The sequence below is a fragment of the Mycobacterium sp. NTMscope_MAC_12 genome, from assembly GCF_976985675.1.
This window is the reverse complement of record NZ_CDRJYY010000001.1, coordinates 3,392,244-3,414,347: the sequence shown is the minus strand read 5'-3', so window position 1 is coordinate 3,414,347 and position 22,104 is coordinate 3,392,244. Positions and strand designations below refer to the sequence as shown.

Genomic DNA, 22,104 nt, shown 5'->3' with positions numbered 1-22,104 from the left:
AGCTGGGGGCAGCCCGATCCGGGTGATGCCGGTGAGGGTGGCAAGCGGCCCCGACAAAGTCGGAACGTGTCAGCACTGCCAGATGGTGCGGGTCCGGCGAGCGAGATGGAAAGGAGTACGAGAGGAACCGGCGTTTACGTCTCTCAAGGCTGGATCGGCTCGAACCTGGTGGATGTGGGCCGAGAGCGGTGCGTCCCAACATGTTTAGCGTGTTGTTGGGAACTCCTGGGTCGGCTTCAACGACCGACCCGGAGACCACGGTGAAGTGCTGCGGGGTAGTCGTGGTGATGCCGCAGGGACCGAGTCGGGCTCCTCCTTCATCGAGCGAATCACAGTGAACACGGGAACCGTTCTGGTCTCGCCGGTGTTCCGGGCATCCAGTCTTGGGGCGTCGGCTGGGCGCATCGACAGCCGATCAGTCCAGGACGGGGCGGAGCCGCCGTAGTACTTCGAGCCGGGGAAAGCCCGGCACATGGGGAAGGGCGGCAGCGGTTATCGAGAAGGGAAGGACACTGCAATGCCGGAAGATGCGCCAGTGAATACCGGCGCTCTCGATCAGGATGCCCCGCTGGGGCCTTGGTCGCGGGTATCGGGGATGCAGACCAAGCTTCACCATTGGGCAGCGGCCGATCCCGGCCGCAGGTTCGATGATCTGTTCAACTTCGTGTGCGACTCGGCGACGCTGCTGGTGGCGTTTGACCGGGTCGCAGGCAACACCGGCGCGAAGACTCCTGGCGTGGACGGCATGACCGTCGTGACGATGGAGGACACCGTCGGTGTGGCCGGCTTCCTGATCGACCTGCGAGCCCAGTTGAAATCGGGTTCGTTCCGCCCGCTACCGGTACGGGAACGCATCATCCCCAAGCCCGGTGGGAGCGGAAAGGTGCGGCGGCTGGGTATTCCCACCGTCGCCGACCGGGTGGTTCAGGCGGCGCTCAAGCTGGTGCTGGAACCTATTTTCGAGGCCGACTTCGTGCCGGTCTCTTACGGGTTTCGGCCGATGCGGCGAGCGCACGACGCGGTCGCGGAGATTCAACGTTTCGGCACCAAGGGTTATCGCTGGGTGCTGGACGCGGATATCGAAGCGTGTTTCGACTCGATCGAGCACTCGGCCCTGATGGATCGGGTGCGCGCACGGGTCAAGGACAAGCGCGTGCTCGCGCTGGTGAAGGCGTTCCTCAAGGCCGGGGTGATGACCGAACTCGGCATCCGTGAGGCCAGCTTCACCGGCACGCCGCAGGGAGGCATCTTGTCCCCGCTGTTGGCCAACATCGCCTTGGGCGCGCTCGATGAGCACGTGCACGGGCCGTGGATGCCTGGCGGGATCATGAGCACTCCTCGCCGACGCGCCCGACGTCGCGCCAAGGACCTGCCGAATTGGCGAATCGTCCGCTATGCAGATGATTTCGTCGTCCTCGTGCACGGCAACCAGGCCGACGTCGAAGCCTTGCGCGAAGACATCGCCAAGGTGCTGATTCCGCTGGGGTTGCGGCTTTCCGAGGCCAAGACCCGGATCGTGCACATGGGTGACGGGTTAGACTTCCTTGGGTTCCACATCCAGTGGCGCCGCAAGCGTGGAACGACCAAGTGGTACGTCTACACCTTCATCGCCGACCGGCCCGTCCGGTCGTTGAAGGACAAGGTACGTGCCCTGACGAGCAGGTTGTCGCAGCAACCACCCAGGGTCGTGCTGATCCGGCTCAACCAGATCATGCGCGGCTGGTCGGCTTACTTCCGGCATGCAGTGGCTAAACACACCATGAGCTCCCTGGAAAACTTCGTGTGGCACAGGGTGATTCGATGGTTCCGAAAGCTGCACCGCTGGAATGGAAGAGACATCCGCCGACATCACACCGGTCTGCATGGCCGGTGGACCAGACCCTCGGCGGACGGGATCGAACTGTTCAACCTGGCCTCGGTACCCATCACGCGGTACCGCTACCGGGGCAACACGATCCCCAACCCCTGGACGGTGGCACACCCCGCCTGACGGCAGATGCCGTGGAGAGCCCGCTGCGTGGAAACACGCACGGCGGGTTCGGAGAGCGGCCTGGGGAAACGGACCGATGGCAACACCGGCACCGCGCCCCAGGCCGACTCAACCAGTCCCAGTGGATTTCGTCGAACGCTCCGCCCGTTGGCGCCCGTGGTGTTCCTAGGCCATCCAATATCTTTGGGTCATTCTTGAGCTTCCGGTAAACCATTGGCCGCCGTCGAGGTCGCATATCGAGTGCCGCACCCCCGACAGGGGAGACGAGGTCGTACGGACGCATCGCCGAGCAGATCGGCGCTGCGGGGTCCGCGCGCGCGGTGGGATTGGCCAATGGGCATAACCCGATCGCGATCGTCGTGCCGTGCCACCGGGTGATCGGCGCGAACGGCAGCCTCACGGGCTACGGCGGCGGCCTGCAGCGCAAACGCGCCCTGCTGGACCTGGAAAAGATCCACGGTTGCGCGACGCTGTTCGATTAATGGCTCGCGCTTCTTTTGCGGGGTCGGTCGAACGGCGCTATCGTCCATAATTGTGGACGACAGTGCGAAGGACCCGGCGGTGGTGCTGCCGTACCTGGTCGGTCGGCCTTTGGCGGCTACCGAGGTCTACGAAGCGTTCGGCTACCGCAAGTCCGCGTACTATAAGGCGGCTCGCGAAGGCAGGTTGATTACCGCGGACAACTTGATCAGGGCGGCCAAGTATTTGGGGTTGAATCCGGTTGACCTGCAAGTCCGCTTCGGCTTGATCGACCCCGACTCGGTCACCGAGTATGTGGAGTCCCAGGCCGGCCCGCCCAGGCTGCGTGATCTTCGTCCCGATCCCAACAGTCCGCCGGTCTGAGCGGGACTGCCGGGACCGTTTGAATGATCAAAACCGCACTCATCGTCGCCACCTTGGCCGCCCTGCTGTGCAGCCTGTGGATCCGGCGCGACACCTGGCGCTCGAGGTGGGAGGCCGGCGCTACCCGCAACATCGCATTGCATGGCTGCGCGGTGCTGCTGATGTCGCAGTGGGCCGCGGCCGCGCTCGGACCGCTCCTGCACCGCATCTTCGGGCTGTGGAACGTACAACATCTGCTCGGCCACATCTGCTGGATCTTCGCGGTGACGGCGATCATCCGCCACGGACTCATCCGCCTGGTCGACGAAACCCACGAGAGCGAGCTGTTGCGCAAGCACGTGACGCGCCCGCTACGGATTGGGGTTCCGTTGCTGGTGGCGCTGTTCGTCATCGCCGACGAAGGCCATCATCTTGACTTTTTCGCGGCCCCCGCCGACTTCTGGTTGCTGGCCTATTGGCTGGTCCTGGGTGCCCTGATGATCTACCTGCTCTCCTACGCCGGGCGAGTGCTGCTGATCCTGCGGACGGATCCCCGCTCAACGACGACCGTCGACCTCTATCTGATCTCGGCGGGATTCGGGGTGGCGGCGAGCGTGATTCAAATCGGCACCGCTTGGGCGGGCACCGATATCGCCTTGTCCGTCTGGTTGTGCGCCTGTCTGAGCGCCATTGGCTTCGCGTATGGATCTGCCCGGTCTTGGCAGGCGAAGGTCGCCTGGTTCACGTCCGGCAAGTAGGCCCACGCCGCGCGTTCGCCGCGCCGCGGACCCTAAGCGTCTATCCGCCGACGACGTGCCGAGCCACCACCATCGGGCGGAACCCGTACCGCTGCCCGACAATCTTGCCGCCAGCCGCCCGGCCCGTGCCCGTCAGCGGCATGCCGCGGAGCAACCCGCTTCCCTTGGCCTCGGAGCCGGCGCTGACGGTGCTGACCGCCGGGGGCGCTGTTTCCGCGCTTGTCGCCGGTGCCGCGGCGGCCCAACTCTGCGGCACCGACAAGTGACCCACCGTGGCCGCCCTGCCCAGACCCGCCGAGACGGGCGAGGCAGAGGACGTCGGGCCACCGCCCAGGGTTCCGCCCAGGGTTCCACCCAGACGAGGCACGGCCGCCGCGGCCTGAGTTCCTTTGCTGGCGGCGGCCGGCCTCCCACCTAGCCAGAGCTTCATAAAGTGGTCATAGTCGCCCAGTTGGTAATATAGGATGCCAAGGTCGCTGGTATACATTTTTACCCAGTCTTTCCAGGCCACCGGTTTGGATGATTCCGATGACGCAGCCGATGCATTCAGTACTGCGCTGGAGGCCGATGTTGGGTTTGCCAGCCCCGAGGTGGACGCGCTGGATTGCGCGCTTGTTTCGGCCGCGTTGGCGACCGCGGTGGCTTGACCGGCCTGCCCCGCCGGGTTGGTGGTGGATGGCGGCCGGTCGAAGGTGGTCAACGTTGAGGCGCCGGCTGACGCCGCGGCGTAGCCATACATCGCGGCCGCGTCCTGGGCCCACATTTCGGCGTACTGGGCCTCGGTGGCCGCAATCGCCGGCAGGTTTTGGCCGAAGAAGTTCGTCGCGATCAGCATCATCAGTTGCGCGCGGTTGGCCGCGATCACCGGCGGCGGAACCGTCATCGCGAACGCCGCCTCGTAGGCACCCGCGGCGGCCTTCGCCTGGACGGCCGTCTGCTCAGCCTGCGCGGCCGCCGCGGTCAGCCACGCCGCATACGGGGCCGAGGCGGCGGCCATCGTCGCCGAGGCCGGACCCCTCCACACGGCGGTGAGTTCGGCGATCAACGAACTGTAGGAGGCTGCCGTGGTGTACAGATCGATGGCCACCCCGTCCCAGGCTGCGGCCGCGGCCAGCATTGGCCCCGACCCCGCGCCAACGTACATCCGCCCGGAGTTGATCTCCGGCGGAAGCGCCCCGTAGTCCACTAATGGGTCCCTTCGTCTTGTCGACGGCGGTCGCACGCACCCCAACGCCGCCCGAAACCGTGGTCAGATACTGGTGCGCGAGTACCGTCCAGCGCCGCCGACACCGTCGGCCGTGGAGTCACGAACGCGATGCCGTTCCGCGGCCGCGGTGGCTACCCCTCAAGCGTGGACGTTTGTACACATATGCGATTCTAAGAACATATATGTACGTCACAGTTCACAGCTATGAACTGAATCTAGCTGACGATGAACATTTGTCTTTGGACATACACTATTGCGCGCGCAGCACTTAACCTCGCGGAGGAGCGGCTTTAGCGGCCCTTCCACACCGTTGACCGGAACCAGCGAGGAGAGAAATCACCGTGTCGTTCGTGACCACCCAACCCGAAGCGTTATCCGCCGCAGCCCAGAACCTGGCAACTATCGGCGCGGCGCTGGCCGCACAGAATGCGGCGGCATCGGCGCCGACGATGGGCGTGGTTCCCGCGGCGACCGATGAGGTCTCAGTGCTGATCGCGGCCCAGTTCGCCACGCACGCCCAGATGTATCAGAACGTCTGCGCCCAGGCCACGATGATTCACGACAGCTTCGTGAGAATGCTGCACTTCGGCGCCGGTTCCTATGCGGCCACCGAAGCCATCAACGCCGCCGCGGCCAGCTAAGGAGGGTGACAAGTGCTGGATTTCGGAGCGCTACCCCCCGAATTCAATTCTGCGCGCATGTATTCCGGCCCCGGTTCGGCATCGATGATGGCCGCGGCATGGGCCTGGAACATGCTGGCCGCCGAGCTGGACTCTGCAGCCACCGCCTACGACACCGTCATCACACAACTGACCAGCGAAGGGTGGATGGGCCCGGCATCAGCCCAAATGGCCGAGGCGGCCCAACCTTATGTGACGTGGATGCGTACCAGCGCGGCGCAAGCCGAACAGGCCGCCACATCAGCCAGAGCCGCCGCGGGGGCGTACGAGACCGCGTTCGCCGCCACGGTGCCCCCACCACTGATCGAAACGAACCGCACCCTGCTCACCCAGGCGATTTCCACCAATGTCCTCGGCCAAAACATTCCGCTGATCACCCAACTCGAGGCCCAATACGGTGAAATGTGGGCGCAAGACGCCGCCGCGATGTACGGCTACGCGGCCCAAACCGCACCAACTGCCGAAGTGACGCCGTTCACCGAGCCGGCCCAAACCACCAACCCCGCCGGACAGGCCATGCAGGCCGCCGCGGTCACCCGAGCCGCCGGCACCTCGGCCGGCACGGACGCGCAGACGCAACTGTTATCCTCCACGCCCTCTGCACTGCAAAGCCTCGCATCACCTAGTTCATCAACCGCATCCACAACACCGATCTCGGATGCGTTGAAACAGAACGAGTTTGTGAGCTTGTGGTCGCAATACGCCAGCCCCACCCAGAACACCCTCGCGATGATGTATCGCGCTACCGGCATGACAACGCACTTTCAATCACTCGGCAAGGCACTAGCACCCGCCGCCAAAGCCGCCAGCGACGGCGCCAAGGCCGCCGCGGCCCTGCCCACCGTTGGCGCGTCGCTGCGCGGCGTGGCCGGTGGTGGCGGCGCCATATCGGCAAGTTTGGCTTCTGCTGCACCGGTCGGTGGGCTGTCCGTACCGCCCACCTGGTCTGCCGCGACCCCGGCGGTCCCTTCGGGGGCATCATCGATCCCGGTCAGCCGCTTCATCACCACGCCCGACACGTCAGGGCCCGGAAACCTGCTGGGCGGAATGCCGCTGGCGGGCGTCGGCGGAAGTTCGGGCGGCACCGGTCCGCGCTACGGGATCCGCCCGACGGTGATGGCGCGCCCCCCGTTTGCCGGATAACGCGACGACGTCCCAACCATTTGCGCCGAGATCCAGTTCAGCGCAACGCTGTTCGAGTGGCCCACGGACACCGCGCCGCTTTTTGAGCGCGGCTGGGCCATCCGTGTCCGCGGACACTTCCCGCTTCCCGACCAATCAGGCTGCACTCGAATACCTCTACTTAATCACGCGGTCACTGCACCTGACCGGGACAGGACAGAAGCGATGGACATGCGTTCAAGATTGGCAGTGAACGCCTTCGCGATCTGCTTCGCCGACCGCATGCCGGAAAGTGAAACACCTAACCGAAGATGCCGCTTACACCGTAATCTGACGGACCCCGATGGGCCGGCCCCAGGATGTCTAAGCGGCATCCCAGCAATGCCATCGATCGCGACCCGCCGGCGAGGAATCTTCAGATGTTTCCCACCGCTCAAGCCTGCGCGTTCATTGGCGGGGCGCTCGCGGTCCAGCTTGGACGGCACCGACAGCTGTTCGATCGAGCCCGCTCAGCCGACGCGCGTGAAGGTTTTGTTGCCCAGACCTGGTTGCGCGGCGACAGAGTTCGCAAGCAGGTCTGCTCGGTGAAGCTGCGGTTACAAGTGCGTGGGGGGGCGTTTGGGTGAAGCTCACTCGCGCTGGCGAGGCCACTAAGTGAGCTGCTGCGTCCGACGCGCACGGTCGTCGTCAGGTGCTACCGAGTTGGATGGCTTTGGCCACGAGCAAAATCGCCCCGACTACGAGGTAGCCACGCAAGGCCAGCATGCCTAGCCGAGTTCCGGCCGACCAGGACACCGGTTTCAACGAGGTCAACGGCGGCATTCGCCAGGTGGCCCGTTGGGCTGTGGCCAGGTCAAGGGGGGGGCTGGTCAGGCCATTGTGTTTCGGGCGGTGGCGGCCATACCACCGCAGCACACCGAAAACGGTTGCGGAGCATAGGGCGATACCGACGGTGAGGTCGGCGGCGAGTGAGACGATGTCGAGGCGGGGGAATACGGTCGTGGCCATGAGTATTCCCGAAAGTAGCAACAGCACACTGACGATGAGCCCTGACGCTACGTTGAGCCACGGCCGGTTCACCCAGGGGCCTAAGACTTCCCGGTCGTTGCACAACAGCACCAAAAAGACAGTCGCGCTGGGCAGCAGCAACCCGGCCAGCGCTTGCACGCCGGTCGTGATCAACCCCAACGGCGCCCCGGGGATTAGCACGATCGCTGCGGCGATCACGACCATCCCGGTGTAGGACAGGTAGAATGGCTTGGCGTCACCGAAGCCACGGTGCAGGGAATGCTTGAGCCCGAGTACATCCCCGAAGGCATAGCTGCTGGCCAGGGTCACCGCAGCCGCCCCAATGATGGAGGCGTCGAGCAACACGATCGCGAACACCGACCCGAGGGTGGTGTTGATTTGGCCGAGCAGGTGCGCAACCGTGCCGGCGTCGGCGAAGCGCCCACGGCTGTTGGTGGCCCGCGCGGCCCAGTCGCCGGTCATGATCAACGCCGCCGCACCGATCACCACGACGAAGGCACCCAGTGTGGTGTCGGCGCGCTCGTAGCCGATGAAACGCGGCGTGATGCGCTTGTCGACAATGTTGGACTGCTGAAAGAACAGCTGCCACGGGGCCACCGTGGTGCCGACCATCGCGATGATCAACAGCACCGCGTCCGAGGTGACTCCGCCACGCATGCCCGGGATGACAAACGATTTCGCGGCGCGCCCCGCATCTGGATGGGACATCAACAACATTGGGATTTGCAGCAGCGTGATCGCGATGAACGCGAGCATCGCGCGTTCCCAGCGCTGGAAGCTGCCGGTGGCCATGATGGTGATCAGCGCGATCGCGGCCAGCGGGACGACCACATATCGGGGGATGCCGATGTAGTCGGCCGCCAGGGTGATGCCAATGAATTCGGTGACCAGGGTCAGAAAGTTCAGCAGGAACAGGTCACCCACGGAAAACCAGCCCCAGCCGCGGCCGAACCGCTCATTGATCAACCGCGCGTGTCCGACCCCGGTGACCGCACCGAGCCGGACCACCATCTCCTGGTTAACAATCAGCACCGGGATCAACAACACCAGCACCCACAGCAGGCTGTAGCCGTAGTTCTGTCCGGCCTGCACGTAGGTCGAGACGCCTCCGGCGTCGTTGTCGCCGACCATCACGATCAAGCCGGGCCCGATGATCGCCAGCATGGTGGCTAGGCGGATTTTCAGGCTACGCGGACGGGCGTTGTCGCCGAGGCCGATTCGGCCCAGCGCACCTTCGATGTCGCCGACGTGTGCGCTGTCCAGCACCGCGGTGCCGTGCGGCGCCGCCAACACTGTGTCGGAAGTGGGGCGGTCCAAGAGTGTCATAGCCAGTCTCCTTCTTCGCTGCTCATCGAGGTCAGGTCTTCGCGAACCAGGCGTGGCCCGGGCGCTCGCTAGCGCCAGTCGTCGGGAATGGTGGCCTGAGCACGGCATCGACGGTCACCACCCCCAGCGCCTGACCCTCGTCATCGACGACCGAAATGGTGTGTAAGTTGTAGTCGGCTATCAATACCGCGGCATCGATCAGATCGGCATCGGGAGTCACCAAGATGGGATTCGAATCCATCAGTGTCGCAACCGCATCCGCAAGGTTCGATTGCAAAGTGCGATCACTGACACCACGCCGGCCAGCCGCCCGCGCTCGTGGAGGACGTGCAGCTGCAGACGCCCATGTTTCGCAGGAGACAATGTCGAGGTTCATCAAACGGCCTGCGCTGTGCGGGTTTGAATCCCAACAAGGGCGATCACCGTGGGAGCGCTGGGGTGCGGGCATCAATTCCAGAACACGGCGCCGGGTGGGACTGGCGCAAAATGAAGGCCGCGTCGTCGGCGTCGTCGGCACGGATCCGGGCGCGCAACGCGGCGACCTCGTGGGAGGGCGGGCAACTTGGCCGCCGGGTGTCTTCAGCAGTCCGAGCAGGCGGAGCGGTCGTCGGGTCTCGGTCGCCGGTTTGTTCATGGATCTCTCCTTGGCGCAACATGTGGATCAGTGGTGGGTGGTGGTAGCACGGGAGCGGCAATACGGCTGCCGCGCTTGGGGTTAGGCGGTTAGGCCCAGCTGGAGCCCACGGCGCTGTCGGTGCTGGCCATGTGGGAACCGGCCGTTTGTACTTTGGAGCCGTGAGCGTTGGCCTGCTCGTAGATCACCTGGAAGTTGCGGCCCAATTGGGTGATGAACTCCTGGCAGGCCAGTGAGCCCGCGCCGCCCCAGAAGTCGCCGGCGGCAAGCACATCGCGAATGATGGCCTGATGCTCAGCCTCTAGGGTGGCGGCTTGGGTGCGGATCAGCGCACCGTGGGCGTCGACGTCGCCGAACTGGTAGTTGATCGTCATCGGTGTTCTCCTCACGGGTGCAAAGCAGTTAGTTGCCCAGGATCTGCTGGGAGGCCTGTTCTTGGTCCTCGTAGTTGCTGGCGTCACGAATCAGGTTGTCGCGCACCCCGTGCAGCATGGTGACGATATTGCGAAAGGCGGTGTTCATCTGGCTCACGGTGTTGTAGGAGGTGGCTTGAGCGCTACCGCTCCAGCCGTCGCCGGCGATGTTTTGCGAGGACGCCAGTATCTTGCGGGCCTCGTCCTCCACGGTTCGGGCGTGCACTTCGAAACGCCCTGCCATCGAGCGCATCTCGTGCGGGTCGGTCGTAAAACGCGTAGTCATCTGAATGTCTCCTTATCTAGAAATCATCGAGTGCCACATAAGCGGTGAATCGTGGCCGAACTGCTTATGCGGTTGGGGCCGTCGAACTGAGGCTCGCAGCCGATCCCCGTATCTGCTATCCGGCGATGGGTGAGCGGGCCATTACGGTGAGCCGGAGCCCGTATTTGGGAGCACTGCCTATGTGGCTTCCGGCCGTGTTCGCCATCGGCATGCCGGGCATCATGGGCATCACACCTGCCGGAGCCGCGGTGAGGGGCGTGCCGCCCAGCCCTGAGGCAAGAGAGCTAGGGGGTGGGGTTAGGGCGGTCCAGCTCGCGGGCACCGATAGCGGGCCGATCGACGCGGCCCGTCCAAGGGCCGCGGATGCGGCGCCGCCGGGTCCCAGGCTCGTCAGACCCAATAGGCCTCCGAGGGGGCCGGTTGTGACAGCTTCTCCGATGGCGTTTCCCGCGGCGCCCCCGGCTGCGCCGGCGCCCAACAAACTCGTGAAGGCACCCAATGTGTTACTGGGCGTGTAAAACCCGGACGAGAAGATGGTGTTCCAGATGTTCGCGTTGGGCCCCCACTGGTTCCAGAAGTCGTTGAGCTGTGAATTCCCAGACCCACCAGAGCCAGTCAGTTGGCCGAGGATTTCCGAAAGTCCCGACGTCGACGACGAAGACGACGCGGGTGAAGCGAGGCTCTGCAACTTTGTGGGTACCGTGGAGGTCAGCTGTGACAGTGCCGTCTGCGTGCTCGTGCCTGCCGACGTAGCAGTGGCCTGGCTGACCGTCGCGGCCTGCCCGTCCAGCCCCGCCGCATTGGTTGTCTGTTGTGGCGCGGTGAATGGCGTCACCGTCGAGGCGGCCGCCGAAGCGGCGGCGTAGCCGTACATTGCGGCAGCGTCCTGGGCCCACATTTCGCCGTAGTGCGCCTCGGTGGTCGCGATCGCCGGCGTGTTCTGCCCCAAGACGTTGGTGGCGACCAACGCGCTCAAAAGGCTACGGTTGGCCGCGATTACCGGTGGGGGCACCGTCATCGAGTACGCGGTCTCATAGGCACCCGCGGCTGCGGTGGCCTGGGTAGCGGTTTGTTCAGCCTGCATCCCAGTCGTGTTCATCCAGGCGACGAGAGGTGCTGCGGCGGCCGCCATCGATATCGACGCCGGGCCGCGCCAGCCTTCGCTGCTCAATCTCGAGATCGTCGAGCTGTAGGAGGTTGCCGCCGAACGCAATTCAGCGGCCAGCGTGTCCCAGGCCGCGGCGGCGCTAAGCATCGGCGCTGAGCCCGCGCCGGAATACATTCTTGCGGAATTGATTTCCGGCGGCAACGCGCCGAAATCGATCATGACAGTCATTGGACACACTTCCTTTAGCCGGCCGCGATTGTGTTGAGGGCCTCGGTGGCGGCGTACGAAACGGCACTGGCCGCTAAGGTCCGCACGAACAGGTCACAAACTGCTGCGGCTTGTGCGCTCACCGCTTGATACAGCTGCGCGTGCGCAACGAACTGGGTCGCGGTCAGCGCCGAAACCTCGTCGGCCGCTGCAGGAATCACGCCTGTCGTAGGCGTAGATGCGGCCGCGTTCTGGGCGGCGAGCCCTGAGCCGATATTGCGCAAATCATTGGCTGTCGTCGCCAGTATTTCTGGCTGTGCGGTCACAAAAGACATCGGACTTCTCCTCAAGGGGAATGCAGACTGAAGCTGCGGCTGTGGTCGTGTCAGAGCACGCCAAAAAGACGCACGTCCACGAAGCGGGACGCGGGCGAGTGCGAACCGAAGCGGCGCAAGCCGATTCAGATAGTGGAAATGGTGCCGGGGCCGGATCCGAACGAAATGCTCATCGGACTCGGATAGGGACTATCACCGCGACTCATCTCGCTCTCACCTCCTCACGGCCAGGGCACACGGGGGTGCCAACAGTCGCACACCGGGGATGAGGCAACCCGGCGATTCAGCCGGGCGCGGCACCCCTCTCGTCACAGCTTTGGCACCACACGGCGTATCCGGCTGAGCCGGAAGCCACTTGGGCTCAACCCTTAAGCCGGGAAGAGCTGTCCTGACCCGGGGCGTCTCTCGACGTTCGAGGTCAGTGGCCTATGTCCGTGCAGACGCCTCACCTACCGAGGTTTATGCGAACGTTATCTTGGCACTCAAGGCGGCACCAGTCAACCCGGCGCGTTGACTCACCAACAATGCCCGCCTGCCCCCTTCGTTGTCCCAAAGAGAAATGCTGCCCGCGAAGTGGCGTGTTGAAGCGGCGAAACCGGTGCGGCGCAGCAGGCCCAGACGATGGGATTGACGGTGGGTGAACGCCAGCGTTTGCACCGGGCCTTTACTAGGCCGTGCTGGACATGCCGGCTGGCATGTGGCTGGCGCCGATGCTGGGTGAGCTGGTGAGGATCTTGCGGCGGTTCGGCGCACTGGACATTGATGGCGACACCGGGGGCGCCGCTATGACCGCGCCATATCGTCGGCCATCTATTGCCGTGTGGCGCCCGAAGGCGAGAAGTACGAATTGAACCGCCCCGAGTTCGATGCACACGCGGTTATGGGTGTGCAGCCTCTGATTGGGCTGTGTTCGTAGCGTAGTAGATCGTCTCGTACTCGGTCGGTGGGATGCGGCCCAGGCGGTGCATGAGCCGGCTGGTGTTGTACCAGTGCACCCAGTCGGCGGTGAGCAGTTCCACGTCGGTCAGGCGCTGCAGGGGGCCGCGCCGGAAGGGCGAATCCGCCCGGACGGCTTCGGTCTTGTACAGCCCTATCGTTGTTTCGGCCAGAGCGTTGTCGAAGGCGTCCCCGACAGTGCCGATTGAGGCCACCAGCCCGGACAGGGTCAAGGTTTCCCCGAACCGCACCGACGTATATTGCGACCCTGCGTCCGAATGGTGAATAGTGTTGCCCATCAATGGATTGCCTTCATTGAACCGCAGTTGCGCCGCATGCCTGATCGCCTGACGCACGAACCGGTCTTCCTTGCTTGCCGAGCAGGTCCAGCCCACGATCCGCCCGGCGTAGGCATCAATGGCGAACGCGGTGTAGACGAACACCCCGGTGGCCAGGCGCACGTAGGTGAAATCCGCGACGAGCAGCACGTTGGGGGCGCGCACCCGGAACTGGCGTTTGACCAGATCCGCCGCCCGGGTCGCGGCCGGGTCGGCCACGGTGGTGCGGACCTTTTTGCGCCGGGTGACCCCGCGCCAGCCGTTGACGCGCATCAGTCGTTCCACGGTGCAGCGGGCCACGGTGATGCCCTGGCGTTGCAAGTGAGCCCACATTTTCGTGGCCCCGTACAAGGACTCCGGTTTGCGCCGGCCGTGCTCGTCGGGTTCGTAGTAGCCGGCCAGCACCTCGGTAATGACGGTGTCCCACAGGGCCCGCGCCGACGGTGGGCGGGCCAGCCAGGCATAGAAGGTTCTCGGGGCGATCACGCAGCCGTGCTCAGTGAGCACGCGGCAGATCGGAGCGACCCCGAACCGAGCACGATGCTCGGCGATGAACGCACAGATCAACGGTGTCGCGGGTCGCTCTCCCGCACGAAGAAACTTGTTGCCGCCTTGAGGATTTCGATGGTTTCCTCAAGTTCGCGGTTCTTGCGTTTGAGCTCACGCAACTCGCGCACGGTATCGGTGGGCGCCCCGTCGCGGACCCCGGTGTCGACCTCGGCCTGGTTGATCCAGCGTCGTAACGATTCATACGACACCCCCAAACGCTTGGCGACCGCGGTCAGGCAGGCCGTACGGGTGGCGTACTCCTCGGCATGGTCGCTGACCAACCGCACCGCCCGGGCCTTGAACTCCTCGTCGTACTTCTTCGGCATGATGCGAACAACCTTCCCTCGAAAGAAGGTGTGCATCGAACTCGGGGCGGTTCAAATTGACGGACCGTTGACGCAACCGAACCGCGGTCATGCAAAGCAGCCAAACCGGCGCGGGTTAACGCTCGATCTGGTTCGTTAAGTGAGCTGGTGGTGAGCAAGCGCTGAACGAGTCGTGACAAGTGGGGCACATATTGTCGTAGCTAGGCTTTTGCCGACGACATCGTTCCCGTGCGGTGCTAGCTTCGGGGTTGTTATGAGAATCGACGTTGCCGATCCGACAATGCTGCGATCCCGTTTGGTCGCGGTAGCAGCCACAGTGTGGTTGATGTTGTGGATGGTAATCGGTGGCGCACACCACCACGAAAGTAGAACTAACTCAACGGATCTGGAAATCGTTGCCGGTGAAGCGCTGACTTCGCTTGAATCGTCGCAAGTGGTCAGGGATCAGCTTCCCCCAGACCATGCGCACGCAGAAAGGGATTCGTCGACACACCACGACGACCAGTTCATGGCCGCCGCCTTGACACCGTCTGTGGCCGCGTTGGCGAGTTTCGGCGCCGCGGTCAGCCCGGTTGGGGGGGCGGGGTGGTCGGCTTATCCCGCGGCGGCGCCGGGGCGGGGTCCGCCCACTGTGCTTGCAGTGCGTTGCGCCGGTCGAGATCTGTTGACTCGGCTCTGCTTGTCTCGTCGCTGATCAGTCGCCGTCAGGCCGTTGCGCTTCGCGTCGCCGGCCGGTGAACGCTTCTTACCAATTGTCGCGTGTCGCGCGTTGATGGAAGTGACGATCAGATGATTGACGTTGTTCACACTGGCAATAATCTTGCGGGCAGTCCACCTCGTACCGCCACCGGGGCGCGCTCCTGCTGGCGGCGCAGGCCTGCCACCTATGGGCGGCTGGTGTCTTGGTGTGACATGCTTCGGTGCCCAGGATCTCGGCGTCCCAGAGCATTGCGGAACCGTGGTTTCTGGGCGAAGCTTGAGTGCTTCAACCCAGGTGGCAGCATGAAGGAAGTCCTTGCCACGCAGTTGGTCGATAAGGCGCGCGACCGCGGCGGGTTGCTGCCCGAAGCTCGGACCGCGGAGTTTTCCGGCGGCAACCTATGTTTGGGACTGGTTCTAGCGGGCGAGGTGTGCGTGGGTCCGGTAGCGGTTGTCATCGATACCGGGATGATGGAACCGATCATTGGGCGGATGCTTGCTGCCTACTGCGCCGACGTTGTCCTCGTCGATGCACCGCGCCCGGTTGGTGGATGGGAACAAGCCCGCAAAGATCGGGTCGTGCAGGCGTTGGCCACCGATCACGGTGCATGGATTCCGGTTCAGTACACCAACTTTGACAACGTTGTCGGTGATCAATCCCTGGATTTTGAATTGCCCGTCCAGCGCGGTGGAATCGATGTACGGGTGTGCCTGGCGGCTACCGGCAGCTATTCGGCAGGAGTTGTGCGAATGCTACTTCAACAGAGCGAGCAGGCGCCGAGATCCGCATCGGTTTTGCAGGATTGGCGGATCATCCTGGTCAACGGGTCTTTGCTGCTCTTGGCCGCGATGATGGGTTTGTATCTAGTGACTTTCCAGGTCTATCTTGTCCTGCCTGTGCAGGTGTCGGTGCTAACGCCGTGGTCCCAATGCTGTTTTGCCGCTGGTGTGTTCGCGATTTCAGGTGTGGTGGTCGTTGCCGGCCAGTTGCGGACCACCCCATGGTTGTCCGACAGATGGGGTTGCTGGCGTAGCTTGATCGCCGGTCTAGCCATCCTGGCAGTGTCGTATCTGCCGCTGATCATCCTGGCCGACGATCGGAGCTCAAGTTCGCCACCGGACGTCGAAGCACTCGCAGTCTCCGCAGCGCTGCTTGCGCTAGGATCGGCCCCGGCGATCCCATTCGAACTGCATGCTGCAAATACTTTTACCCGTAACCGTTCGGGGGCAACACCTTACCGGTTCTATGGCACCGTCGTCGCAATCAGAACCCTGATCTGCAATGGGCGACAGCGGCAATCTCCGGCACAGCGGTACATCGCGGGCATCACGAAATGCTCTGCGCTGCATTGTTTTTTGTTAGCGCCGCCGCAGCACTTGCGCTCAATCCGCTCTATCGCGAACAGCGGTCAGGCAACCGCGATCATCTGAACAAAGGCCTTAAGCCGTGCGTCACGGCGTAGTCAACACGAGGAAAGAAAAGAGGCGCAACTCATATGGAAAACCGAACAGGAACGTCTGACAGAGCAAGTCTAGCCGGGGATTTAGTCCCCAGCCGGCCGCCGAGGGTGCGGCCATGAGCGGGCACAGCCACGCCCACGGGCACGGGCACACAACCGATGCTGACCGGCGGTGGCTAGCCGGCGCCCTGGCGGTGATCACAGCATTCATGGTCGGCGAAGTGGCGGTAGGAATCGTTGCACGATCCCTCGCACTGATCTCGGACGCGGCGCACATGCTTACCGACGCGGCCTCAATCGCTTTGGCGCTGTGGGCTATCGGGTTGGCAGCACGGCCGGCAGCGGGCCGTATGACCTACGGTTGGCGACGGGCGGAAATCTTGTCTGCGCTGGCCAACGGCCTGACTTTACTAGTTTTGGCGGGCTGGCTGGCCTATGAGGCGGCCCGTCGACTAATTGACCCGCCGCCGGTCACCGGCAGGCTGGTGCTGATGACGGCACTGATCGGGGTCGTGGTGAACGTGACCGCGACGTGGATGATCAGCCGCGCCAATCGCTCCAGCCTGAACGTCGAGGGTGCTTTCCAGCACATCCTCAACGACCTGTTCGCTTTCATCGCAACGGCAATCGCCGGCGTGGTGATTGTGTTCACCGGGTTCGCACGCGCCGACGCCCTCGCCACGCTCGTCGTGGTGGTGTTGATGGCGAAGGCCGGGACGGGATTGGTGCGTGCTGCAAGCCTGGTACTCCTGGAGGCCGCGCCTCGCGGGTTCGAGCCTGAAAAGATTGGCCAGGCGATGGCGGCACGCGACGCGGTGGTCGAAGTTCACGACCTGCATGTTTGGGAAATAACGTCAGGGCAAACGGCACTTTCAGCGCACGTGATCGTGGATGAGGACCGCGATTGCCATGAAACCCGGGCCGAGTTAGCGGCGTTGCTGGCGCACACGCACGGAATTTCACACATCACCCTGCAGCTTGAGCACCAAAAATCAGGCAGGCTCAACGAACACGGTTTCGCAGGCGCATGCGCGCACTGCGCAGAACCGCACGGGCTCACCCACCGCTCAGTAAACAACCAAGCCCATTATCACGAGTCGGATACAGGCGGCACCGACTCCTCGTCGTTGTCGCATCTCCGCGGTTAAGAACGGGCTGTAATGAGGTTGGGCGGCGCTAGCTGGTTACTACGGCTGCGGTATGTGGCGGTGGTGGGAACTGCAGTGTGGTTGGCGGCGTGGGGCGTGCTAATCGGCGCCGACAGTGTGATCATGCCTTCGCACTCATCGGTGGCGCGGCCTGCACCTGCGGTTGTGGCCTCGACAAGTGGTGGTGATCATCCCAGTTTCGGCGTCGATCATTCGCATGTGGGCAAAGGATTGTCGGGCGAGCATCCTGAGCAGTTCACCACGGCGGTGTTGCCGCGCTCGGGTACTGCGGTGGCCGCGCTGGCCGCGTTGGGTGTGGTGTTGGCCGTGGCCGTGGCCGTCGCTGGTGGGCTGGCCTGGTTTGGGGTGCCCGCCGGGCGCGGCCCCCCGCGTGCCCCGGCTTTTTCTGTTACCGGTCAAGACGTCTTGACCCGGTTCTGCTTGTCTCGTCGCTGACTGGTCAGCGCCAGGCCGTTTCTGCCCTTTGTGGCGGCGGCCGGTGACCGCTGACCCATGTCAAGTGCCGCGCTCTGGTTCGCGGCTTCGCAGGAAAGCGACGATTCCGATGACTGAAGTTCGTTCTTTTGACAACATTTGTGTTCATTCCGTTGCGGCGCTGACGGTCCTCGAGCCGCGCGACTGCGGCCAGCGTGCCCCTGGTACCTATCGGCGACCCGCCGCGCTGGTGGGTAACACGCCGGTGTTGCGGATCTCGGCCCCGCTGGTCCCGCCCGGACGCGGGTTTTGGGCCAAGTTGGAGGGGTTCAACCCCGGCGGCAGCATGAAAGACCGCCCCGCCCTGCACATGGTCGAAGCCGCCCGGGCCCGCGGCGAACTCACACCCGGGGCCCGCATCGTGGATTCCACCAGCGGCAGCCTCGGATTGGGCCTGGCGCTGGCCGGGCAAGCCTACGGGCATCCGGTCACCGTGGTCACCGACACCGGCATGGAACCGATCGTGCGCCACATGCTGGCCGCCTACGGCGCCGATGTCGAGCTGGTCACCGAGCCGCACCCGGTGGGGGGCTGGCAACAGGCCCGCAAAGACCGCGTCGCCCAAGTCCTGGCCGCCGAGCCGGGGGCTTGGTGCCCCGACCAATACAGCAACCCCGACAACATCACCGGCTACCGATCGTTGGCGTTGGAGCTGCTTGATCAGCTCGGCAACGTCGACGTGCTGGTCTGCTCGGTAGGCACCGGGGGACACTCCGCCGGCGTGGCGCGGGTGCTGCGCCGATTCAACCCCGACATGAAACTGATCGGGGTCGACACCATCGGCTCGACCATTTTCGGCCAACCGGCCACCACCCGGCTCATGCGCGGACTGGGCTCCAGCATCCACCCGGCCAACATCGACTACCCCGCCTTCAACGAGGTGCACTGGGTGGCCCCACACGAAGCCGTCTGGGCGGCACGCACTTTGGCGGCCAGCCAGTTCGCCAGCGGCGGCTGGAGCGTCGGCGCCGTCACGCTGGTCGCCGGCTGGGCCGCGCGCACCTACCCCAAAGACACCCGCATCGCCGCAGTGTTTCCCGACGGACCCCAACGCTACTTCGACACCATCTACAACGACGACTACTGCCGCGAGCACCAGCTGTTGAACTGGCAACCCGTCGCCGAGCCCACCACCCTCACCGACCCCAACCAACACGTCATCACCTCCTGGACCCGCACCACCACCATCACCAACCCCACACTGGTGTCGCGATGAAGGGCTTTATCGCGCGGTTTCGCGGATTCGACGGGCCCAGCCGGGTACTGATGATCAACCAGTTCGGCATCAACATGGGTTTTTACATGCTGATGCCGTATCTGGCGGGGTACCTGGCTGGCCCGCTCGGGCTGGCCGCCTGGGCGGTGGGATTGGTGCTGGGCGTGCGGAATTTCTCCCAGCAGGGCATGTTCATCGTGGGCGGCACGCTGGCCGACCGGCTGGGCTACAAGCCGTTGATCGTGGCTGGATGTCTGTTGCGCACAGGCGGTTTCGCGCTGCTTGTGGTGGCTCACTCGTTGCCGGCTGTGCTTATCGCCGCGGCGGCAACCGGTTTCGCCGGCGCCTTGTTCAACCCGGCGGTGCGTGCCTATCTGGCCGCTGACGCCGGAGATCGCCGGGTGGAGGCCTTCGCCATGTTCAGCCTCTTCTATCAGGCCGGAATCCTGTTGGGTCCGCTGGTCGGACTGGTCCTGGTGGCCGTTGACTTTCAGGTCACGGCGGCGGCAGCGGCGGCCGTGTTCGCAGTGTTGACCGTGGCGCAGCTGTTGGCGTTGCCGCAACGCGGTGTCGATTCGGCGCCGCAGCAGAAGTCGTTTCTGCAGGACTGGCGGGTTGTCGCCGGCAACCGGCCGTTCCTGCTCTTCGCGGCGGCGATGATCGGCTCCTACGTGTTGACGTTCCAGGTGTACCTGGCGCTGCCGCTGCAGGCGTCGATGCTGACGCCGCGCTCTGGAAAGGCTTTGGTTGCAGTTCTTTTCGTTGTCTCTGGCCTGGTTGCGGTGATCGGACAGCTGCGCATCACCCGTTGGTTCACCAAACGCTGGGGATCTGGACGTAGCCTGGCCATCGGTGTGGCCATCCTGGCGGCCTCGTTTGTGCCGCTGACGGTCGTCCCCGACGGCCATCGGTTCGGGACACCCGCGGCGGTGGGGGCCCTGCTGGTGTCGGCGGCACTGCTGGCCGTCGGTTCGGCCGCGGTCTTCCCCTTCGAGATGGACACCGTCGTCTCGCTGGCCGGAGGCCGGCTCGTGGCCACCCATTACGGGTTCTACAACACCATCGTCGGAGCCGGAATCCTCGTCGGCAACCTGGCTACCGGATCGATATTCGGTGCGGCACAACGGCTCAGCGCCGGCGCACTGGTGTGGGGCGGGCTGGTTCTCATCGGCATCATCGCCACAGTTGCCCTGCACCACCTCAACCCCGCCCGCTCCGCCGGACCCGCGTTCTCCGATGCGCGGGTTGAGTCGTGTCCATCAGAAGAAGTCCAGGCGGAAACAGTGAGGAGCAGCCCATGATTTTTGTGACTACCCAGCCGAAGGCTCTGACTGCACCGGCAGACGATATGCAGGGCATCGGCTCGGCGATGAGCGCCGAAAACGCGGCCGTGGCCGCCCCGACGACCGGGGTGGTTCCCGCCGCCGCCGGTGAGGTGTCGGCGTTGACGGCGCTGCAGTTCGCCGCGCGCGCGCAGATGTACCAGGCCGTCAGCGCCCAAGCTGCGGCGATCCACGAATTAGTCGCGAAACCCCTTGGTGTCAGAGCTGATTCGTATGCGCTCACCGAGGCCGCCAACGCGATCGCGGCCGGCTAAGCACTCCGAGGTGAATGATGGATTTCGCAGCTTTGCCACCCGAGATCAACTCGGCAAGGATTTATGCCGGTCCGGGCCCGGGCTCGATGCTGGCCGCAGCGTCGGCCTGGGCGGGGCTCGCCGAGCAGCTATATGCGGAGGCCGCTTCGTATTCCTCGGTGGTTTCAGGGCTGACGAGCGGACCGTGGCTGGGTCCGGCGTCGGCGGCGATGGCCGCCGCGAGCGCCCCTTTCGTGGCGTGGATGGACACCACTGCCGCCACGGCACAGCAGACGGCTTCGCAGGCCATGGCGGCCGCGGCCGCCTATGAGTCGGCCTTTGCGATGACGGTGCCGCCACCAGTCATCGCGGCCAACCGCAGCCTGTTGCTGTCGCTGATCGCGACCAACATCCTCGGGCAAAACACGCCCGCGATCGCGGCCACCGAGGCACAGTACGCGGCGATGTGGGCCCAAGACGTCGCCGCGATGTATGGCTACGCCGCCGCCTCGGCCAGTGCGTCGCTCCTGACCCCGTTCACCCCGCCGCAGCCCGCCAGCAACCCGGCCGGCCTGGCCGGACAGGGGACCGCGGTCGGCCAAGCTGTCGGCAGCTCGGCCAGCACCGACGCGCAAGCGGTCCTGTCTCAGGTGACCTCCACGGTGCCCACGGCCCTGCAGCAGCTCGCCTCCCCGCTATCGTCCACGTCCGAGTCATCGACGGGGTCGCTGTCGTCGTTGAGTTCGTCGCTCAGTTCCATGAATCCGGCGTTGTCGATGACAAGTTCGGTTGGGTGGATATCGAGTGCGCTGCTCTCGAACGCGAATCAGCTGAAATCTCTGATGCCGGCCGTCACCGCCGCCAGCACCGCAGCTTCGGGACCGGGGCTGACGGGCGCGCTTGCGTCCAGCGCGCTGGGAGCACCCGGCTCAGCAGGACTCGGCGGGGCGGCCGTGTCGGCGGGCGTGGGCCGGGCGGCCACGGTCGGGGCGTTGTCGGTGCCCCAAACCTGGGCATCGGCGGCCCCAGCAATGAGTTCTGCCGCGACGGCGCTGCCCAGCACCAGCCTGGCCACTGCCCCAGGAGCCACAACGGGGGCTCCCGCAAGCATGCTCGGCGCGCCGCTGGCAACGATGGCCGGGCGCGGCATAGGCAACGTCGGCGAAACCGACCTCCGGTTCATGCCCCGCCTGACAGTGCTACCACCCTCGACGACCCTCGGATAACAAAGGAGGAACACCACACCGCCGTAGTCCGGGGCTGTGGCCATATCGAGCAGAAGTGTGGGGTCCCGCCGCACCGCTTCATCTCACATGTGTTAAAAGATGACTCGAGGGGACGCCAGGTCGCGATCGTGAAACGGACCGACACCGTCGCACCGAAAAACGTCAAGCTACGCTGCGATCCGCGCCGCACACAGACGACCCGTTGCGGCGATTTACAA

Annotated in this window: 21 protein-coding genes, 2 pseudogenes and 1 riboswitch; of the genes and pseudogenes, 15 read left to right on the top strand and 8 right to left on the bottom strand. The window is 64.6% G+C overall.

The annotated features are described in order from the left end of the window. Positions 1–472 precede the first annotated feature (472 nt). The 4 genes and pseudogenes from ltrA to AC0KS4_RS15395 all read left to right on the top strand — a co-directional run bounded on the left by ltrA (position 473) and on the right by AC0KS4_RS15395 (position 3,570). Positions 473–1,990 (top strand): group II intron reverse transcriptase/maturase, encoded by a 1,518-nt coding sequence (gene ltrA / locus AC0KS4_RS15410; protein WP_306454289.1) that lies wholly within the window; start codon positions 473–475, stop codon positions 1,988–1,990. Positions 1,991–2,241: 251 nt separating this feature from the next. Then, positions 2,242–2,472 (top strand): annotated as a pseudogene (locus AC0KS4_RS15405) (methylated-DNA--[protein]-cysteine S-methyltransferase); the annotation flags it as partial. A 52-nt stretch (positions 2,473–2,524) separates the two neighbouring features. Beyond that, complete coding sequence (locus AC0KS4_RS15400; RefSeq protein ID WP_008260736.1) at positions 2,525–2,833, top strand: hypothetical protein; 309 nt, start codon at positions 2,525–2,527, stop codon at positions 2,831–2,833. A 23-nt stretch (positions 2,834–2,856) separates the two neighbouring features. Further along, positions 2,857–3,570, top strand: a complete 714-nt coding sequence (locus AC0KS4_RS15395) for a hypothetical protein (protein WP_008260734.1) — start codon at positions 2,857–2,859, stop codon at positions 3,568–3,570. Positions 3,571–3,610: 40 nt separating this feature from the next. On the opposite strand, the gene AC0KS4_RS15390 is transcribed toward AC0KS4_RS15395, so the two are convergent. Further along, complete coding sequence (locus tag AC0KS4_RS15390) at positions 3,611–4,756, bottom strand: PPE family protein (protein WP_008260733.1); 1,146 nt, start codon at positions 4,754–4,756, stop codon at positions 3,611–3,613. 362 nt (positions 4,757–5,118) lie between these two features. Here AC0KS4_RS15390 and AC0KS4_RS15385 point away from each other — a divergent pair, with 362 nt between their 5' ends. The 3 genes and pseudogenes from AC0KS4_RS15385 to AC0KS4_RS15375 all read left to right on the top strand — a co-directional run. Further along, positions 5,119–5,418, top strand: a complete 300-nt coding sequence (locus tag AC0KS4_RS15385; protein ID WP_008260731.1) for a PE family protein — start codon at positions 5,119–5,121, stop codon at positions 5,416–5,418. 12 nt (positions 5,419–5,430) lie between these two features. Next, positions 5,431–6,600, top strand: a complete 1,170-nt coding sequence (locus tag AC0KS4_RS15380; protein ID WP_008260723.1) for a PPE family protein — start codon at positions 5,431–5,433, stop codon at positions 6,598–6,600. Positions 6,601–6,724: 124 nt separating this feature from the next. Next, a pseudogene (locus AC0KS4_RS15375) lies at positions 6,725–6,879 on the top strand (IS256 family transposase); the annotation flags it as partial. A 387-nt stretch (positions 6,880–7,266) separates the two neighbouring features. Here the strand turns inward: AC0KS4_RS15375 and AC0KS4_RS15370 are convergent. From AC0KS4_RS15370 to AC0KS4_RS15340, 7 genes are all read right to left on the bottom strand, one after another. After that, positions 7,267–8,934: an NRAMP family divalent metal transporter gene (locus tag AC0KS4_RS15370; RefSeq protein WP_008260722.1), complete on the bottom strand. Its 1,668-nt coding sequence runs from the start codon at positions 8,932–8,934 to the stop codon at positions 7,267–7,269. Between the two features lie 31 nt (positions 8,935–8,965). Then, entirely contained in the window at positions 8,966–9,310 is a 345-nt protein-coding gene (locus tag AC0KS4_RS15365; RefSeq protein WP_225325986.1) for a CBS domain-containing protein, read from the bottom strand. A 347-nt stretch (positions 9,311–9,657) separates the two neighbouring features. Further along, positions 9,658–9,942 carry a WXG100 family type VII secretion target gene (locus tag AC0KS4_RS15360; protein ID WP_008260719.1) on the bottom strand — a complete coding sequence of 95 codons (285 nt, stop codon included), beginning with the start codon at positions 9,940–9,942 and terminating at the stop codon, positions 9,658–9,660. A gap of 28 nt (positions 9,943–9,970) precedes the next feature. After that, positions 9,971–10,267, bottom strand: a complete 297-nt coding sequence (locus AC0KS4_RS15355) for a WXG100 family type VII secretion target (protein WP_008260715.1) — start codon at positions 10,265–10,267, stop codon at positions 9,971–9,973. Between the two features lie 115 nt (positions 10,268–10,382). Beyond that, entirely contained in the window at positions 10,383–11,603 is a 1,221-nt protein-coding gene (locus AC0KS4_RS15350) for a PPE family protein (RefSeq protein ID WP_008260714.1), read from the bottom strand. Between the two features lie 14 nt (positions 11,604–11,617). After that, positions 11,618–11,917, bottom strand: coding sequence for a PE family protein (locus AC0KS4_RS15345; protein WP_036429503.1), 300 nt, complete (start codon positions 11,915–11,917; stop codon positions 11,618–11,620). A gap of 293 nt (positions 11,918–12,210) precedes the next feature. Next, positions 12,211–12,381: riboswitch (M-box (ykoK) riboswitch) on the bottom strand. A gap of 414 nt (positions 12,382–12,795) precedes the next feature. Beyond that, positions 12,796–14,066 (bottom strand): IS3 family transposase gene (locus AC0KS4_RS15340; protein WP_085978347.1). Its coding sequence is split into 2 segments (ribosomal slippage): positions 12,796–13,793 and positions 13,793–14,066, totalling 1,272 coding nucleotides; the frame shifts between segments, so codons are not numbered across the junction. Positions 14,067–14,319: 253 nt separating this feature from the next. On the opposite strand from AC0KS4_RS15340, the gene lpqS (AC0KS4_RS15335) reads away from it, so the two are divergent. From lpqS (AC0KS4_RS15335) to AC0KS4_RS15300, 8 genes are all read left to right on the top strand, one after another. Next, on the top strand, positions 14,320–14,760 hold the full coding sequence (gene lpqS / locus AC0KS4_RS15335) for a putative copper homeostasis (lipo)protein LpqS (RefSeq protein WP_457602220.1): 441 nt from the start codon (positions 14,320–14,322) through the stop codon (positions 14,758–14,760). A 308-nt stretch (positions 14,761–15,068) separates the two neighbouring features. Continuing rightward, positions 15,069–16,196 carry a pyridoxal-phosphate dependent enzyme gene (locus tag AC0KS4_RS15330; protein ID WP_008260707.1) on the top strand — a complete coding sequence of 376 codons (1,128 nt, stop codon included), beginning with the start codon at positions 15,069–15,071 and terminating at the stop codon, positions 16,194–16,196. 145 nt (positions 16,197–16,341) lie between these two features. Next, complete coding sequence (locus tag AC0KS4_RS15325; RefSeq protein WP_008260705.1) at positions 16,342–17,373, top strand: cation diffusion facilitator family transporter; 1,032 nt, start codon at positions 16,342–16,344, stop codon at positions 17,371–17,373. Between the two features lie 12 nt (positions 17,374–17,385). Beyond that, positions 17,386–17,829 (top strand): putative copper homeostasis (lipo)protein LpqS, encoded by a 444-nt coding sequence (gene lpqS, locus AC0KS4_RS15320; protein ID WP_046182027.1) that lies wholly within the window; start codon positions 17,386–17,388, stop codon positions 17,827–17,829. Positions 17,830–17,938: 109 nt separating this feature from the next. Beyond that, positions 17,939–19,084 (top strand): PLP-dependent cysteine synthase family protein, encoded by a 1,146-nt coding sequence (locus AC0KS4_RS15315; RefSeq protein WP_036429502.1) that lies wholly within the window; start codon positions 17,939–17,941, stop codon positions 19,082–19,084. Then, positions 19,081–20,385: an MFS transporter gene (locus AC0KS4_RS15310; protein ID WP_008260700.1), complete on the top strand. Its 1,305-nt coding sequence runs from the start codon at positions 19,081–19,083 to the stop codon at positions 20,383–20,385. The genes AC0KS4_RS15315 and AC0KS4_RS15310 overlap by 4 nt, the downstream gene beginning before the upstream one ends. Further along, entirely contained in the window at positions 20,382–20,681 is a 300-nt protein-coding gene (locus AC0KS4_RS15305) for a PE family protein (protein ID WP_036429500.1), read from the top strand. Before AC0KS4_RS15310 ends, AC0KS4_RS15305 begins: the two co-directional genes overlap by 4 nt. Positions 20,682–20,695: 14 nt before the next feature. After that, a complete protein-coding gene (locus AC0KS4_RS15300) occupies positions 20,696–21,886 on the top strand; it encodes a PPE family protein (RefSeq protein WP_008260696.1) in 1,191 nt (396 codons plus the stop codon). Positions 21,887–22,104 lie beyond the last annotated feature (218 nt).

What these genes read in the sequence shown, in the direction of transcription:
- ltrA (WP_306454289.1), top strand. Translation starts at nt 473, where the DNA reads ATGGGGAAGGGCGGCAGCGGTTATCGAGAAGGGAAGGACACTGCAATG.
- AC0KS4_RS15395 (WP_008260734.1), top strand. Translation starts at nt 2,857, where the DNA reads ATGATCAAAACCGCACTCATCGTCGCCACCTTGGCCGCCCTGCTGTGC.
- AC0KS4_RS15370 (WP_008260722.1), bottom strand. Translation starts at nt 8,934, where the DNA reads ATGACACTCTTGGACCGCCCCACTTCCGACACAGTGTTGGCGGCGCCG.
- AC0KS4_RS15365 (WP_225325986.1), bottom strand. Translation starts at nt 9,310, where the DNA reads ATGAACCTCGACATTGTCTCCTGCGAAACATGGGCGTCTGCAGCTGCA.
- AC0KS4_RS15360 (WP_008260719.1), bottom strand. Translation starts at nt 9,942, where the DNA reads ATGACGATCAACTACCAGTTCGGCGACGTCGACGCCCACGGTGCGCTG.
- AC0KS4_RS15355 (WP_008260715.1), bottom strand. Translation starts at nt 10,267, where the DNA reads ATGACTACGCGTTTTACGACCGACCCGCACGAGATGCGCTCGATGGCA.
- AC0KS4_RS15350 (WP_008260714.1), bottom strand. Translation starts at nt 11,603, where the DNA reads ATGACTGTCATGATCGATTTCGGCGCGTTGCCGCCGGAAATCAATTCC.
- AC0KS4_RS15345 (WP_036429503.1), bottom strand. Translation starts at nt 11,917, where the DNA reads ATGTCTTTTGTGACCGCACAGCCAGAAATACTGGCGACGACAGCCAAT.
- lpqS (WP_457602220.1), top strand. Translation starts at nt 14,320, where the DNA reads ATGAGAATCGACGTTGCCGATCCGACAATGCTGCGATCCCGTTTGGTC.
- AC0KS4_RS15330 (WP_008260707.1), top strand. Translation starts at nt 15,069, where the DNA reads ATGAAGGAAGTCCTTGCCACGCAGTTGGTCGATAAGGCGCGCGACCGC.
- AC0KS4_RS15325 (WP_008260705.1), top strand. Translation starts at nt 16,342, where the DNA reads ATGAGCGGGCACAGCCACGCCCACGGGCACGGGCACACAACCGATGCT.
- lpqS (WP_046182027.1), top strand. Translation starts at nt 17,386, where the DNA reads ATGAGGTTGGGCGGCGCTAGCTGGTTACTACGGCTGCGGTATGTGGCG.
- AC0KS4_RS15315 (WP_036429502.1), top strand. Translation starts at nt 17,939, where the DNA reads ATGACTGAAGTTCGTTCTTTTGACAACATTTGTGTTCATTCCGTTGCG.
- AC0KS4_RS15310 (WP_008260700.1), top strand. Translation starts at nt 19,081, where the DNA reads ATGAAGGGCTTTATCGCGCGGTTTCGCGGATTCGACGGGCCCAGCCGG.
- AC0KS4_RS15305 (WP_036429500.1), top strand. Translation starts at nt 20,382, where the DNA reads ATGATTTTTGTGACTACCCAGCCGAAGGCTCTGACTGCACCGGCAGAC.
- AC0KS4_RS15300 (WP_008260696.1), top strand. Translation starts at nt 20,696, where the DNA reads ATGATGGATTTCGCAGCTTTGCCACCCGAGATCAACTCGGCAAGGATT.